13 protein-coding genes are annotated in these 15889 nt (G+C 33.6%); 5 read left to right on the top strand and 8 right to left on the bottom strand.

The features are described 5' to 3' along the window. Positions 1 to 227: 227 nt before the first annotated feature. Entirely contained in the window at positions 228 to 1859 is a 1632-nt protein-coding gene (locus CN601_RS19540) for a glycoside hydrolase family 13 protein (RefSeq protein WP_098172047.1), read from the bottom strand. 457 nt (positions 1860 to 2316) lie between these two features. Here CN601_RS19540 and CN601_RS19535 point away from each other — a divergent pair, with 457 nt between their 5' ends. Continuing rightward, the gene (locus CN601_RS19535) at positions 2317 to 3210 is read left to right on the top strand and encodes a L,D-transpeptidase family protein (protein ID WP_098117363.1); all 894 of its coding nucleotides are present in this window, start codon (positions 2317 to 2319) and stop codon (positions 3208 to 3210) included. Positions 3211 to 3433: 223 nt separating this feature from the next. On the opposite strand, the gene CN601_RS19530 is transcribed toward CN601_RS19535, so the two are convergent. Continuing rightward, positions 3434 to 4471 carry a M42 family metallopeptidase gene (locus CN601_RS19530; protein ID WP_098172046.1) on the bottom strand — a complete coding sequence of 346 codons (1038 nt, stop codon included), beginning with the start codon at positions 4469 to 4471 and terminating at the stop codon, positions 3434 to 3436. A gap of 310 nt (positions 4472 to 4781) precedes the next feature. Here CN601_RS19530 and CN601_RS19525 point away from each other — a divergent pair, with 310 nt between their 5' ends. Then, positions 4782 to 5333 carry a hypothetical protein gene (locus CN601_RS19525; RefSeq protein ID WP_098172045.1) on the top strand — a complete coding sequence of 184 codons (552 nt, stop codon included), beginning with the start codon at positions 4782 to 4784 and terminating at the stop codon, positions 5331 to 5333. A 110-nt stretch (positions 5334 to 5443) separates the two neighbouring features. On the opposite strand, the gene CN601_RS19520 is transcribed toward CN601_RS19525, so the two are convergent. Next, a complete protein-coding gene (locus CN601_RS19520; RefSeq protein ID WP_098172044.1) occupies positions 5444 to 7162 on the bottom strand; it encodes an alpha-keto acid decarboxylase family protein in 1719 nt (572 codons plus the stop codon). Positions 7163 to 7380: 218 nt separating this feature from the next. After that, a complete protein-coding gene (locus CN601_RS19515; protein ID WP_098172043.1) occupies positions 7381 to 8787 on the bottom strand; it encodes a PQQ-dependent sugar dehydrogenase in 1407 nt (468 codons plus the stop codon). A gap of 188 nt (positions 8788 to 8975) precedes the next feature. On the opposite strand from CN601_RS19515, the gene CN601_RS19510 reads away from it, so the two are divergent. Continuing rightward, the gene (locus tag CN601_RS19510; RefSeq protein WP_098117368.1) at positions 8976 to 9302 is read left to right on the top strand and encodes a YnfA family protein; all 327 of its coding nucleotides are present in this window, start codon (positions 8976 to 8978) and stop codon (positions 9300 to 9302) included. A 94-nt stretch (positions 9303 to 9396) separates the two neighbouring features. Beyond that, positions 9397 to 9771, top strand: coding sequence for a hotdog domain-containing protein (locus CN601_RS19505; protein WP_098117369.1), 375 nt, complete (start codon positions 9397 to 9399; stop codon positions 9769 to 9771). 126 nt (positions 9772 to 9897) lie between these two features. Here CN601_RS19505 and CN601_RS19500 read toward each other — a convergent pair whose 3' ends face one another. Beyond that, a complete protein-coding gene (locus CN601_RS19500; protein ID WP_098117370.1) occupies positions 9898 to 10173 on the bottom strand; it encodes a hypothetical protein in 276 nt (91 codons plus the stop codon). Between the two features lie 149 nt (positions 10174 to 10322). After that, positions 10323 to 11840 carry an acetaldehyde dehydrogenase ExaC gene (gene exaC / locus CN601_RS19495; protein WP_098172042.1) on the bottom strand — a complete coding sequence of 506 codons (1518 nt, stop codon included), beginning with the start codon at positions 11838 to 11840 and terminating at the stop codon, positions 10323 to 10325. Positions 11841 to 12002: 162 nt separating this feature from the next. Between exaC and CN601_RS19490 the strand changes: the two genes are divergently transcribed. Beyond that, a complete protein-coding gene (locus CN601_RS19490) occupies positions 12003 to 12821 on the top strand; it encodes a YitT family protein (RefSeq protein ID WP_098172041.1) in 819 nt (272 codons plus the stop codon). 69 nt (positions 12822 to 12890) lie between these two features. On the opposite strand, the gene abc-f is transcribed toward CN601_RS19490, so the two are convergent. Continuing rightward, a complete protein-coding gene (gene abc-f / locus CN601_RS19485; protein ID WP_098172040.1) occupies positions 12891 to 14726 on the bottom strand; it encodes a ribosomal protection-like ABC-F family protein in 1836 nt (611 codons plus the stop codon). A gap of 376 nt (positions 14727 to 15102) precedes the next feature. Continuing rightward, complete coding sequence (locus tag CN601_RS19480) at positions 15103 to 15597, bottom strand: acyl-CoA thioesterase (protein WP_098117374.1); 495 nt, start codon at positions 15595 to 15597, stop codon at positions 15103 to 15105. Between the last annotated feature and the right edge of the window lie 292 nt (positions 15598 to 15889).

Raw genomic sequence — 15889 nt, 5'->3', positions numbered from 1 at the left:
CACAAAAAAGCCATGGGGAATATAAACCCATGGCTAGATCGTCAATTGAAATCTAAATTTCAACGTGGTCCGTCCTGCGTAGAGATAGGGTTCATAATCAGTATGAAATTATTTGTTGCTGTCGCGTTTAATTTTCTTACAATCATCATGTTAACCTACCTCCTTCTTATTTGATAATCTTATCATATACGAGTACAGTTTAAAATGTCAAACTATTTTTAATAAATTTAAAATTTAATTTTAAATATTACAGCTTCATACGGTCTCAAGCTTAGCTTCTCAATCGTTAAACTTGAATCTTTGTAATTACTTAATAATATACTTACTTCATCATAACGAGCATTATAACTAAATGTTGATTCATCTTTCGTAAAATTTGCAACAATTAACAGTTTTTCATCTTGGTCCTGGCGTAAATACGCAAATATTTTTTCATCCTTTTCAGCAAGCATTTCAAATGAACCATAAACAATAGCAGGAATTTCTTTTCTCAATTGAATTAATTGACGATAATGATGAAAAATTGAATCTGGATCGTTTATCGATTTCTCAACATTAATATTCGTATAATTTGGATTTACTGTTAACCAAGGATTTCCACTCGTAAAACCACCATGCTGATCCCCATTCCACTGCATTGGGGTGCGAGCATTATCTCTACCTTTTGTATAAATTGATTCCATTATTTCTTCATGCTTGTACCCATTTGAAATTCGTTCGTTATACATATTCTTCGTTTCAATATCGTCATATTCCTCAATACTTTTAAAACGAATATTTGTCATTCCAATTTCTTCACCTTGATAAATATAAGGTGTACCTTGCATTAAATGTAGTATGGTTGCAAGCATTTTTGCGCTTTCAATTCGATATTCCTCATCATTACCCCATCTTGAAACAATTCGTGGTAAATCGTGATTATTCCAAAATAAGCTATTCCAAGCCTTCCCATCAAGCTGTGTTTGCCATTTATTAAATACTTCTTTAAGCTCCAATAAATTCAATGGCTTTAAATCCCACTTTTCTTTTCCTTCTTGTTGATCTAGACTTATATGCTCAAATTGAAAGATCATACTTAATTCATTTCGAGCTGGATCCGAATAAAGCTTTGCAATTTCAGGTGTTGCTCCCCAAGTTTCACCAACTGTTAATACGTCACGATTTCCAAACGTTTTTTGATTCATCTCTTGTAAATAATCGTGTAGCTTCGGTCCGTTTGCAGTAATCTCTTGGTCAGGAAGCTTCCCGATTAAATCAATTACATCCATACGGAACCCGCCAATACCTTTATCAAGCCAAAAATTCATCATATTATATACTTCATCATGTACTTTTGGATTCTCCCAATTTAAGTCAGGCTGCCTTTTACTAAATAAATGTAAGAAGTATTGACCGGTTTGTTCATCAAATTTCCAAGCACTACCACTGAATACAGAAGGAAGATCATTTGGTTCACTTCCGTTTACAGGATTTCTCCATACATAATAATCTCGATAAGGATTATCTTTACTTTTTCGTGATTCAATGAACCATGGATGCTCATCGGAAGTATGGTTTACGACCAAATCCATTACTATTTTAATTCCATTTTTATTTGCTTCAGAAATTAAATGATCCATATCTTCCATCGTACCGAACTCTTCCATAATGTCACAATAGTCGCTAATATCGTAACCGTTATCATCATTAGGAGATTTATATACAGGACTCAACCAAATTACATCTATACCTAATAGCTTTAAATAATCAAGCTTCTCAATAATTCCTTTAATATCGCCGATTCCATCAGCATTACTATCCATAAAACTTCTAGGATAAATTTGATATACTACGCTATTATGCCACCATTTTTTCTCCATTTTAATTGCCTCCTAGATTATGTATCAATTTAAATCTTAAAAACTCTATTTCATTCTAGTTAAAACCTGTTTGTCCAAAACTTTTTGAACAAGTAATTTAAAATATAAAACATAGGTCAAAAAAGATTAAAACAATTACGGTAAGTGAAATTCCAAAGAATTGAATCCTTTTCCGAAACTTGTGCAACCGTGTGCATTTTTTCTGTTAAGAATAATAGCTAATTTTTAGTAGCCTGGTCCACACTCTTTTTAACCGCTTACATTTACTATTTTAACAAGATTGATTCGTAATGCAACCATTTACATTTTTTAAATAGATTTCGAACTCCTTAGATAAATTTTCCAGATAAGAAATTAATCTATTTTTTATTAATTTGAAATTTTTATTAGATAGGACAAGCCATCTCTACATAGTATATAAAGCTACGGACTTTTAAATAATGTTGGGGGGAAAAAATTGTTTAAGCGTTGTTTTATTTTTTTCTTAGTACTTCTTTTATTTTTGAGCACTTCTTTTGTTCGGTCTTATGCAGAAACGAAACCAGTTTCTCAATTTATCATTATTAACAAATCGATTAATAGATTAGCATTTTATGAAGATGGTAAATTAGTAAAAGTTTTTAAAGTTGCTACTGGTAAGAGCCAAGATTTAACTCCTGAAGGGAAGTTTAAAATCGTCGTTAAAATTGTAAACCGTCCTTACTATAAGGAAAATATTCCTGGTGGTGACCCGAATAACCCTCTTGGAAACAGGTGGTTAGGTTTAAATGCAAGAGGGACATGGGGTACAACCTATGCAATCCACGGAAATAACAACCCAAGTTCGATCGGAACTTACGCTAGTCACGGTTGTGTACGGATGTATGATGAGGAAGTAGAGTGGTTATTCGATCGTGTTCAAAAAGGTGCCACTGTTTTAATCACATCTTCTAACCAGTCATTCCAAGACATCGCCGTTGCAAATCATTTATTTGATGAAGATTCAGGAAGTGTCGTTGTAACAAAGCCAACTGATATTCCTACTAGTTTACAGCTTGGAAGCGTGGGTTCAGAAGTTGAATGGCTACAGGATACTTTAACAAAACTAGGCTACTCAACAAACGGAGTTGACGGCTATTTTGCTAAAGGTACAGATGAAGCAGTAAAGGCATTCCAAATAGATAATGGATTAACTGCTGATGGTGTTGTTGGCGCAGGTACAAAAAAGATATTAATAGACAAACTCCAAGAAAAAACCCGTGAGTCATTATCCGCTTATTTTTATACGTATACAATAAAGAAAAATATTAATGTACTTGGGGAAGATCGATTTGATAGTACTTTAAATGGGGTTCAAAAATTATATTACTAAGCAACAGTAAAAGCCATTAGCTACTGACTAATGGCTTGTTTTTTTGCGGTGCCAAACGTTTATCAAGAAATAATACTGGTTTATCATCAAAATTTGGCGTTTATCAATAAAAAACCATACTTTATCAATAAAGTTCACAGCTTATCAACAAAGTACACAAAGTGTTCGTATTTTCAACCACAAACAAAAAGCTGTTGAATGAATCAACAGCACTTCTACATGATTATTTCGTTAAATATAAATACAATAATTTCATCGTATTATCCATCGCACTATAATGAGTTCTTTCCATACCGTGAGAAGCATGCACACCTGGTCCAATAAGCGCTCCACGAATATCCTGACCTCCACGTAATGCAGCAACTGTATCAGATCCATACATTGGATAAATATCGACCGCATAGCTAAGCTCATTTTCTTTCGCTAAATTGACTAAATCAGTTGTTATGTTGAAGTCATATGGTCCTCCAGAGTCTTTTGCACAAATAGAAACATCATATTCAGTACAGCTTAAATCATCACCAATACAGCCCATATCGACTGAGATTAATTCAGTAATATCAGATGGAATATAAGATGATCCATGACCAACTTCTTCATATGTTGAAATAAATAATTTCGTTGTATATGTAGGAACAATGTTTTCCCTTTTAAATAATTCAAGTAAACCAATTAAACAAGCAACACTTGCTTTATCGTCAATAAATCTCGATTTAATGAATCCGCTATCAGTAATAGTCGTTTTTGGGTCGAAGAAAATGAAATCTCCTGGGCAAATTCCAAGATTTAATACGTCCTCTTTTGACTTAACACATTCATCAATGCGAACTTCCATGTTTTCTGGATCGCGTTTTTTTGTTTTACTATCTTCAAATACGTGAATCGATGGACTAGTAGATAAAAATGTACCTGTATATATCTTTCCATCACGAGTTCTAATTTGACAATATTCACTATCAAGAGTTGGTACGATTGGCCCACCAATAATAGTGAATTTTAAAGTACCTTTACTTGTAATTGACCGAACCATCGCCCCTAATGTATCAACATGTGCAGATAATCCGATGACTTGCTCATTGCTTTTCCCTGGAATAGTAATGACTCCGCAACCTTTATTAGTTGTTTCGAACTCGTAACCAAGACTATTTGACCAAGACTGGATTAACTCCATAATTTCAAAACAGAAACCACTTGGACTATTAAACTCAAGTAATTGTTTAGCGGTATTTAACACATAATCTTTATCAATTTTAATATTCATAGTTTTCCCCTTCAATTTTTAAATTTTCATGCAATTCTCAACGTATTTATCATACATTTATTTATGTTTGTTATCAATAATATAGGAAAATTACTATGTTGATCGTTAGAGACCATCAAATATTAAAATGATTCTAAAAAATAAACTAAATCTTATCTACTATTTTCAATGTCTAGAAAACTGTCTGAGGTTGAAGTTAAATTCCGATTTTATCTGCTTCTAAAAAGTAAGAATGTATTACACTATATTCTATTTCATATAAATTATATAGATCTTAAATCGAAACTAAGCTTAAAAACGAGGTGAAAAAGTGTATTTTTTCAAGCCCATTTCTGATGAAATTCATTTATTTCAACTAAAGTTCAATAAACAGAGTAAAACGATGAAATTCATTTTAGTTGCTATTTTTGCTTGTATTGCTGCATTTTTTCAAGCTGCAGGTGGCTTTTTACCTGTTGTAGGATTATTTTTAAGTCCACTTGCCACTGCACCTATTCTAATTTGCTCCATGTTCTCCATTACAAATGGATTAAAGTCCTATTTTCTAACAATCATGTTATTACTCATCCTACAACCAACCGAACTTATTATATTTCCGTTTACAACAGGCTTATTAGGAATTGGAATAGGCACTTCTTTTTACTTTTTTAAAAAGAGATTAAGTATCATTTTAGCTGGAGCAATTCTATTAGTGTTAGGAATCATGAATCTATTATTTATTTTTCACTTTCCTGTTTTAGGTCCAGCCTTCTCTGATTCTTTTTCAACATTAACCGTTCTAATCATATTTATTTTTTCTTTTTTTTATTGCTGGTTATGGGTTGAAATTGCTTTAATTATTTTTAAAAGGATTTCGTTTTAAAATGGATACAGGGAATCTACTTACCATTTTGAACTGTTGAACAGTGAATGGCCAATTAAACTAAACTATAAAAAGATGGAATCATTTTTAATTCCATCTTTTTATGTTTGTTATTCCTCGTTTTGTTGCATTTCCTGTTGCATCATATAGTTGCGCATTTTTTTCATATTCTCTGGTGCGTCCCATGGATCTTCTACAATCATTTCAATCATACAGAGTCTTTCGGAACATTCAATTTCTGCTTGGCTTATAGCCTGTTCAAGTTCTCCATATGTCCGAACAATTGCAGTAAACGCATTGCCTCCAAAAGCTTCAGCCAGTTTCGTATATGACCAACGTGGGATTTTATTGTATTTTTGATTTTTTGTTTTGACATTTAAATATTTTTCGATCGTATAACCATCATTGTTTAAGACGAAAATGATTGGTTTACAACCATAGTAGAGCATGGAGCTGATTTCTTGGGCCGTTAGCTGCAATGAGCCATCACCTGTAAACAGCAACACCCGTCGATCTGGCGCTGCGATACAAGCACCGAGCGTCGAGGGGGTTGCATATCCAATTGACCCCCAGCCTCCTTGTCCAATATATGTAACATTACTCGGCAGCCTTACCTCCGACATACCATTGTAGCACGTACCGATCTCAACGATCAAAATGTCGTCCTTTTTTAGCATGCGCTGTAAAATTGGATAATAGCCAGCCGCTTTCAAAGATTCATCTGTACTTAATGTGAACTGATTATAGGGAAATGACACTTTTCTTTGAAATCCAGTACCTTTGAAACCGAAATTTTGAAATGCATGAATCATATCTGTAGCAAAAACGTTCTGATAAACTGCCTCAGCGACTTTAACAAAGTCAGATTGAATATTAATAGTCACAAGTGAATTCAGTTTTGCGGTAAAGTTAGCTGTGTTAGTGTCTGCCATAACCATTCCGATGGCGATAATACAGTCTGCATTTTCTACTATACGTTGGACTTCTGAACAACCGAATGAGCCTATATACATTCCGACATAACTAGGATGAGTTTCATCGAATGCTCCTTTTCCGAACATCATAGCGGCAACAGGTATATTCATAGCTTCTGCCAGTTGTAAAACTTCAGCCTGGAGGCCAAAACGCATAGTTTTTACATCCACTAAGATAACTGGCTGGTTAGCACGTTCTAGCAGCTGACGAGCATGATCAGTCGCAACCTGTAGAGTTTTTGGATTAGACGTACGTAATGGCGCAATCGGCATTTCCCGTACTACAATCGGTTTGCTCACTAAATCATTAGCCACAACTAGGTAAACAGGTTGTTTCTTTTCTTTAGCAATGCGAATAGCAGTTGGAATTTCGATCATAGCATTCTCCGGTGTCAACACTGCAGAATAAGCCGTTATTTGCTCATACATATTACGAAAAACATCAAAATTTCCATCCATTAAAGTATGGTGCATCAGTTTGTGTTCATTTTGATCTTTTGTTGGAGGCGAACCAACAATATGGATTACAGGAATATTCTCGCTATATGACCCAGCTATCGGATTAGATGCGTTTAACTCTCCGACCCCAAAGGTTGTAATTAGTGCTGATATCCCCTTAACTCTTGCATAGCCATCTGCAGCATAACCCGAGTTTAGTTCGTTCCGTCCTTCTATAAACTGGATTCCATTATATTGCTCTAAAGTATCGAGCAGTGAAAAATTATAGTCCCCTGCAACGCCAAAAATTTCTGTAATGCCCTCAAATTTCAAACAATCGAACAAATACTGACCAACAGTTTTTTGAGCTTTTCCAGTATGAGTGACGGGACTTTCTGTTTTATTCATTTTATCCATTACACGCTCACTCCATATTCCAATTGAGTTTTCCCATTTTTTTAATACCTTTTTATTCGTCCCCTTTCATTGAACAGGCTATTCGATATTTGTTTAATAATCTATCAAGTTTAAAATCCTTTTCGAATAGTAAATGTAACAATTAAACTTCACTCCACGCTAAAAAACCACAGAAGAATCTGCGGTTTTTTAAGTTCTGTATAAACTATTAACTAGATTCATGGAACGATTTCAAAAATAGTACCTTGATTATAATCAGTCACTTTTGTAGAACCATAAACACCTAAATACATTTTTGATTGATTTAAATTCGTACCTAGCCCAACATAGTAAGCTGGTTTGGACCCAAAATTATAATCGGTTTGAATGATACTGAAATCGCTTTGTTTACCATCAGGTCTTACTTTCGTATAAGCTAAAACACCTTTAATTTCTCCTTGTGTACCTTTCCGTGCTATATCAGTAAACACCACACTACCAGACAGACTAGGTATTTCATTCCCCATATATGCTTGGACTCCTGTAAGTGCAGTTCCTTCAAATTTATTCGTTCTTGGATCTTTGTGATAATAGCAAGTTAAAGGTTGTAGACGGCTAGCTGAAAGTTCTACTGATTCATTGTAATAAGCAATTGCATTCTCTTCCAAATTTGAAGTTTCATTACATGCGTTTATGATCGAAGTAGGGAAATTACCTTCCCAGCCTCGCCAACCAAAGTTAATAAACCCTTCCAAATTAGGTTCAGCATTCATATTAGCTTGAATCAGCTGAATAACAGGTATTGGTTTATATTGAATAAATGAATAAATTGACTCAACCATATCCTGACCAACATTACCTATATATTTAATAAATTGATTAGATATTCTTTGATATGAAATACCTGTTATGTTGCGAATCCCTTTTGCTATAACTGTGAGAGTTTCTTGAATAGTTGTTGGTAGTTCATTAAAACGAGTAACAACTGGGAGATGATCGACGATTGTATTTTTTCCTACATCAATTTCAATAATTTTGCCCGCGATTTCTAAGTTGTTCTGGCTTAAGTTAAAAGGATCATAGCCTGAACCGCCATCTCCTGTCGTTAAAACAAGCTTTCCTGTTTCCGGTGAAAAGTTTAATGTATTAACACCATTATGATTCAAGAATGGTCTTCTAAATTTAAGTAATGTTCTCCGTATTTGGGGCTTGCCATTGGATTGCAAAACCCACTCCTCAACTGTATCGATATGATCATAATGATTTTCCCTATCTTCCCATTTTAAGTTTAGTGTATTTGGCTCACATGGATTAGGTTTAAACGGTTCTAAGAGTGTACCCGGACCTTGAGAATCAGCTACTGAATAATGAAGATAAAACAAACCATTATGATAAAAATAAGGATGAAATGCTAGTCCTAACAGCCCACGTTCATCATAGCCACCTGAAGCACCTAGTTTTAATACCCGTGGCCGTAAATCTAAAAATGTCCTGATTTCTCCATTTCCTATGTAAAAAATCTCCCCTAGTTGAGTTGCAATAAATAATCTTTCAATGGAATCCCCTGGAAGAAATGTTGTCTTCATTACAGTCGGCAAATTAATATTACTAACAATAGGGCGTAAACCAACCTTTGCATCTACCATCTATTCTCCACCTACTTTTATCTGTTTTCTTCTATTAAAAATATGATTAGAACAGTTTCACTAGTACCGAAATTCAATTTAAGAGGAACGCTAAAGTTAGAAAAATAGTTTCCCTTAGTTTTTATTGTTAAAATATGGTTATGTTCATTGAGCGTAAATTTCAACGAATTAGAGAGGAATGAGTATTTTTGATAACTGCAATATTTATTTTCTTATTAGCCGGTTTGGCAGAAATAGGTGGTGGATACCTTATTTGGTTATGGCTAAGAGAAGGACAATCAGCTTATTTAGGATTAATCGGGGGGATAATTTTAGCCGTTTACGGTGTCATTGCAACGTTTCAAATTTTCCCTACATTTGGTAGAGTATATGCTGCATACGGGGGCGTGTTTATCGTTCTTTCTATTTTATGGGGCTGGGGTATTGATAAAAAATCACCCGATTTATACGATTGGATCGGTGCTGCAATCTGTTTAGTCGGTGTGTCTGTCATTTTATGGGCACCTCGGAATTAAATTCCTATTCAAGCAGGATAGTACAATTGGAAATTGAACTATATAGTTAAGAAAATTAAAGCATTTTTTGATTATAGTTTAGGGAGTGGTAAAATTGGCTTTAAAAGTAGGCGATATTATTTCGTTTGAGCGAACTTTTACAGTAGAAGATGTTGAATTATTTACAAAGGTTTCTGGCGATGCAGGTGCTCATCATGTGACCCCTGATGAACAAGGTAGACTTGTCGTTCAAGGGTTATTGACAGCAACTTTACCAACCAAAATTGGTGGAGATCACAATGTACTGGCACGTTCAGTGAATTTTGACTTTTTAAGACCAGTCTTTACAGGAGATACAATTATTTGTGAAGTAACGATTGAAAAGTATGAAAAACAAGAGAATAGACTTTCGATCTTAGCCTCATTCCTATGTACGAATCAGAATGAGAAAAAAGTGTTGAGCGGAAGTTTTTCAGGAGTAATATTATAACCTCGTTTAACGGAAATCAATTTGATGTACCAATAGTTAACCGAAAAGACGATTACATGAATTTCAATTATTTCACAATGATTATACCAACACTTTGAGACTGTCTAACTAACAGTCTCTTAATTTTTAAGTTTGATATAGTGACTGTAATGCTTCATGTTCTGAATCTTTTTTTACATATATATCATATTGAGTATTCTCATCAAATTGCCTCCTATTTCTTAAATTCATCGGTACTTTCGTCTTATACTCAATGCCATTCTTTTTCAATTTACCAATAATAAGAAAATAGTTTTGGTAACCAAAAGTAGTATAAATTAACTTCCACTTTCGAATTAAATATAATTGAATGAAACTATAAAGAACAATTATTATAAATAAATAGATTACTAGATATAGCATACTAGTCCCTCCAATTAACATGTTTTATTAAGCATATTTAACTGCTACTAGTTTTTATGTATGTATTTTCGAAAATTATTATATTTATTGCAGCTTTTCTATTAGAAAAAAAAACACTCCAGTAAATGCTTACCGGAGTGTTAGATTAATTAAAAGAATCCTAGTTTACTTGGAGAATAACTAACTAGCATATTCTTTGTATTTTGGTAGTGATCCAACATCATCTTATGATTTTCACGACCTACACCTGAGTTTTTATATCCACCAAAAGCAGCATGTGCAGGATATGCATGGTAGCAGTTTACCCATACTCGACCTGCTTCTATGTTGCGACCGAATCGATAAGCAGTGTCCATATCACGAGTCCAAACACCCGCTCCTAATCCGTATAATGTATCGTTTGCAATTTCCAACGCTTCTTCTTTTGTTTTAAATGTAGTAACCGATACTACAGGACCAAAAATTTCTTCTTGGAATACTCGCATTTTATTGTTCCCTTTAAAAATCGTCGGGTTTACATAGAAACCATCTTTTAATTCTCCATCAAGAACATTACGGCTACCACCAACTAAAACTTCTGCTCCTTCATTCTTTCCAATTTCAAAATAAGATAAAATCTTATTCAATTGCTCGTGTGAAGCTTGCGAGCCGATCATTGTTTGAGGGTCTAATGGATTTCCTTGTTTAATCGCTTTAACACGTTTTACCGCGCGATCCATAAATTCTTCATAAATCGATTCGTGTATTAACGCCCTAGATGGACAAGTACATACTTCTCCTTGATTTAAAGCAAACATTGTAAATCCTTCAAGTGCTTTATCGAAGAATTCTTCATTCTCAACTACATCTTCAAAGAATATATTTGGTGATTTACCACCTAATTCTAATGTAACAGGAATTAAATTTTTTGAAGCATATTCCATAATTAAACGTCCAGTTGAAGTTTCACCAGTAAACGCAACTTTAGCAATTCGATTACTAGAAGCTAATGGTTTACCCGTTTCTAGACCAAAACCATTTACGACGTTGACAACTCCTGCTGGTAATAAATCTTGAATTAGTTCCATTAATACTAACACTGAAGTAGGAGTTTGCTCTGCTGGTTTAAGAACTACACAATTCCCTGCAGCTAAAGCAGGTGCAAGCTTCCATACAGCCATTAAGATCGGAAAATTCCATGGAATGATTTGACCTACAACTCCTAGTGGCTCCTTATAATGATAAGCAACTGTATCACCATCAAGTTCACCGAGTGATCCTTCCTGGGATCTGATACAGCCTGCAAAATAACGGAAATGGTCGATTGCTAATGGAATATCGGCTGCTAAAGTTTCACGAACAGGTTTCCCGTTTTCCCAAGTTTCAGCAACAGCAAGATATTCTTTATTCGCTTCCATACGATCAGCTATCTTATGTAAAATATTTGATCTCTCTGTGACTGACATCCTACCCCATTTTCCTTTTGCACGATGTGCAGCGTCAAGAGCTAGATCAATATCCTCAGAAGTCGATCTAGCTACCTCACAAAAGACTTGTCCAGTTACAGGCGAAACATTTCCAAAGTACTGCTCTCTTACCGGTCTTACCCATTCCCCACCAATAAAATTATCATAACGATTTTTAAACGTAATTAATGAACCAGATTTTCCAGGTGTTGCAAATACCATAATGATTCCCCCTTAATAGCTTGTCTATATAAACTATGAGATTCTACCTAAAACTATGACTAATAATCTATCTTTTATTTAATAGAAATATTTTGATTCAAATCTAATAATTAGGTAGAATGATAGAAGTGTTAAAAATCTGTTAGAAAATGAGGGGTAACTGTGCGTAAAAACTTCGTAGATATTATATATCTCCTTGTTGGATCAGCAATATTTGCAGTCGGTGTTAACTTCTTTGCAATACCGAATAAATTAGCTGAAGGTGGCTTTACCGGCATTACAATGATTACTTATTATCTTTTTAACTGGTCACCTGATGTCGTATATTTTGTTTTAAACGCTTCGTTGTTAATAGTTGGATATAGGTATTTGAAGAAGCAATTAGTTTTATATACAGTTATTTCAATTGTAGCTATTTCATTTTTCCTACGTATTACTGACGGTTACGGTGTACCAACAAGCGAGACATTATTAGGTAGTATTTTTGCTGGTGTATTAATTGGGCTAGGGTTAGGAATTGTCTTCCGCGCAGGAGGTACAACAGGTGGTTCCACTGTTCTTGCACAAATGGTCCATCAATCGTTTGGCTGGAGTATTAGTAAATCTTTACTTGCCTTTGATTTAGTTGTCGTCTTAGGAGGCTATTTTGTAATCGGTTTTGAAAAAACACTGTATACCGTCATTTCAATTTATATTGGAATTAAAGTAATGGATTATGTTATGGAAGGAATAAATCCAAAAAAAGCAATTACGATTATTTCTGACCAAGCAAATGAAATTGCACAGATCGTATCAAATGAATTGAATCGTGGGGTAACAATCTATCCAGCAAAAGGACATTTCTCAGGTTTAAGAAAAGAGTCATTATACATAATTGTGAGCAATAAGGAATTGTTTGAACTTAAAAAAATAATTCACGCAATCGACCCAAAAGCTTTTGTCGTTATTCATGATGTAAATGATGTGTTAAAGGCAAGCTAAAACGAGCTAGTTAAACAAAAAAAACAAATCACTTTAGTCATTTACCTAAAGTGATTTGTTTTTTTTTACTTACACCTCTTGTTTCCCATTTATTCCTGATTCTAAAATTTGATTTATGTTTTCTAATTCTTTTTGTAACATTACGATTTTTGTAATTTGAGCTTTCTTTTCTTCATCGGTTTCGATTTCTTCCGCACTCAATGCAGCAATTTCTAGTTGTAACCTAATTCGTTCATTTAATAAAGATTGTTGATCGTTTGTAATGCTTTGTCTACCGTTCCATTCAGCAAAAGAACCTTTGAATTCATAAAGATTACCATTTTCGATATGAATTACACGATTTGAAACTTTTTTTAGTAAATAAGGATCATGAGAAACAACTACAACGGCTCCAGGATACGCAGCTAATGCTTCTTCAATTCGTTCTCTCGTGTGAATGTCTAAATAGTTTGTTGGCTCGTCAAGAACAAGTAGATTTGAGTCTGAAAAATATAGTTTTACGAAAGCAACTCTACACTTTTCCCCCATACTTAATTGAGCAATATTTTTATAAACATCCTCTCTTCTAAAAAGGAAGCAACCCAGTATTGTCCTCGCCTCTGTTTCAGTCATATTTGGAAGAGATAAAATTTCATTTAAAATCGTAGAATCTTCATTTAACGCTTCAAGCTCTTGCATAAAATAACCTATTTTTAATTGTGGGTTATGTCGTACGGACCCATTACTTGGAATCAATAATCCCGTTAATAATTTTAAAAATGTAGATTTTCCAGAACCATTTTTACCTATTACAGCTAATCGATCTTCTCGACCTAACAGAAAGTCAACTTGGCTAAATAATGATTTTTCAGCGTATGAGAAATCTACTTTTTCAAAGGTAATCATTTGCTTTGCAGTGAACGTTTCATTTTCAAAGCTAGCTGCAATTGTCTTAACTTCTTTCGGTTTCTCTACTTTTCTTTTCTCTAATCGTTCTAAATCCTTTTCCTTAGATTTAAATCTTAATGCGTTTTTTGCAGCTTGTTTCTTGGCAAAAGGATCACGTTCACTCGCTGCATTATGCGAGCTTGTAAACCATTGTTTATATTGATTGATCGTTTCGATTAACTTTTTCTTTTCCGCTTCTTGTTTTTCATATTGAGCTTGCTGGGTTTTTCGCTCATGTTCTTTTTGAATTTTATACGCTGAATAGCCACCATTATACTTAAATGTGCCAGCATGCGTTAATTCAACTGTAACGAGCGCAACATCATCAATGAATTGTCGTTCATGTGATATAAAAAGCACACTACCTTTAAAGTTTTTTAACCACTCAGTTAACCATTGAATCGACTCCGTATCTAAATGATTTGTTGGTTCATCTAAAATTAATAGCTTAGGTTGTTTCATCATCACTTTCGCTAATTTAACTTTTGTTTTTTGTCCACCACTTAAATGACTGAACGGGATATTCCATAACTCTTTCGGTAATTGAAATTTCTTTAATACTTGATCTATTTTATTTTCAAAGTCATATCCATCTAATTCTAAATACTTACTTAAATATTCATTATATTTATCAATGTTTTTTTCATTAGATAGGTCAAGCGATAACTTTTCTAAATTCTTCTTTATTAAATAACGTTCTTGATCAAATGATTCGATTACTTCCCTTGCTGTAAGTAATTCCTGGTCTTCTTCATCTGTTAGAAGCCAACCTATATCATCTTTTGAATATTGAATTTGCAAAAACCCTTTATTAAGCGGAATATTTCCTAAAATTGCATTTATAAATGTTGATTTCCCAACTCCATTTTCACCAATTAAAGCAACTCGTTCGCCTTCTTTTAGTTCTAGATTTCCATTTTTAAAAATTGTCATTCCGTTTAACTCTATTTCAATGTTCGATGCTTTTATAATAAACATATATTTCACTCCATCCGATTTAAAAATATCCCTCTGTTTTAGCCCAGAGAAAATAAAAACACACAAGCAGTATCTGCCTGTGTGTAAATTGGATGTAATTTAATAAGCCTAGTACATACGAAAAAGTATATACAAAGTTTAGTTATTATTAAATAAACCATTTTTTTAATTGAATGGATTTACTTAATATTCATTATGGGCTCAAAAAATAGACATACTTATCCAATTTCTCTGTTATCAGGCAGAGTACTTTTTTGCTATTAATTCTTTAGCTTTAAAAGTTATCGGATATTGTACATAGTGTCTAAATTTGATGCCTCCTTAAAAATATTAATTTAATATTAGCTTACTTTTAGTATGATTTCAATCATTACTTTTATTCTTTCCAAATTAATGCCAATTCCTTACTTAGTTTTTTTCTTAATTGGCGACTTTCTAAACGCTTAAATGCTAATTGCTGTAATTTAATTTCTTCTTCAGTTTCTGGTATTGCCTCTACTACTTTATGAGGTTTTCCATCTTTTAGTGCAACAAAAGTTACAAAACATGTTGCCGCCACTCTTTTTTCACCTGAAAGAAGGTCTTCTGCAGTAGCTCGTACAAATACTTCCATTGAGCTTGAGCCTGTTAAGATGACAAATGATTCATAATAAATGCAATCACTTTCGCGAACTGGACATAGAAACTCGACTGAATCCATCGATGCGGTTACACATTCCATTCTCGAATGCTTTGTTGCTGAAATAGAAGCAATTAAGTCCATTGCTGCAAGCATCTTTCCACCGAATAATGTACCATGGTTATTTAAATCAGTTGGAAATATTCTACTACTATCAAATACTCTGGATTCTTTAACGTATCTACTGTTCATCGGTTTCTCCCTACTTTTAATTAATTGAATTATGTATTTCTCTAATTTTTTTGATTTTACCAAAGTTAAAATTCATCTTTTTTTGTCTCATGGCGAGTCTTTATTTCAAATTCAGGCTTTACCCAATTTCATCAATTCTTTCAACTTTGCTGTCTTACATGTTTAATTTCCATCGTTTTTTGCATGTAAAATTGGAAGTTTCATAAATTCCCCTAAAAAAATAAAAAGCATTTTCATCTCAAAAAAGATAAAAATGCCTTAAGATCGTTGGAAAACATAAAATAATGACAAT

This window comes from Bacillus sp. AFS017336, assembly GCF_002555445.1.
In the GTDB taxonomy this organism is placed as follows: Bacteria; Bacillota; Bacilli; order Bacillales; family Bacillaceae_G; genus Gottfriedia.
This window is presented reverse-complemented; position numbering and strand designations above follow the sequence as displayed.

What these genes read in the sequence shown, in the direction of transcription:
- abc-f (WP_098172040.1), bottom strand. Translation starts at nt 14,726, where the DNA reads ATGTTTATTATAAAAGCATCGAACATTGAAATAGAGTTAAACGGAATG.
- CN601_RS19530 (WP_098172046.1), bottom strand. Translation starts at nt 4,471, where the DNA reads ATGAATATTAAAATTGATAAAGATTATGTGTTAAATACCGCTAAACAA.
- exaC (WP_098172042.1), bottom strand. Translation starts at nt 11,840, where the DNA reads ATGGTATTTGCAACACCTGGAAAATCTGGTTCATTAATTACGTTTAAA.
- CN601_RS19480 (WP_098117374.1), bottom strand. Translation starts at nt 15,597, where the DNA reads ATGAACAGTAGATACGTTAAAGAATCCAGAGTATTTGATAGTAGTAGA.
- CN601_RS19500 (WP_098117370.1), bottom strand. Translation starts at nt 10,173, where the DNA reads ATGCTATATCTAGTAATCTATTTATTTATAATAATTGTTCTTTATAGT.
- CN601_RS19515 (WP_098172043.1), bottom strand. Translation starts at nt 8,787, where the DNA reads ATGGTAGATGCAAAGGTTGGTTTACGCCCTATTGTTAGTAATATTAAT.
- CN601_RS19520 (WP_098172044.1), bottom strand. Translation starts at nt 7,162, where the DNA reads ATGGATAAAATGAATAAAACAGAAAGTCCCGTCACTCATACTGGAAAA.
- CN601_RS19540 (WP_098172047.1), bottom strand. Translation starts at nt 1,859, where the DNA reads ATGGAGAAAAAATGGTGGCATAATAGCGTAGTATATCAAATTTATCCT.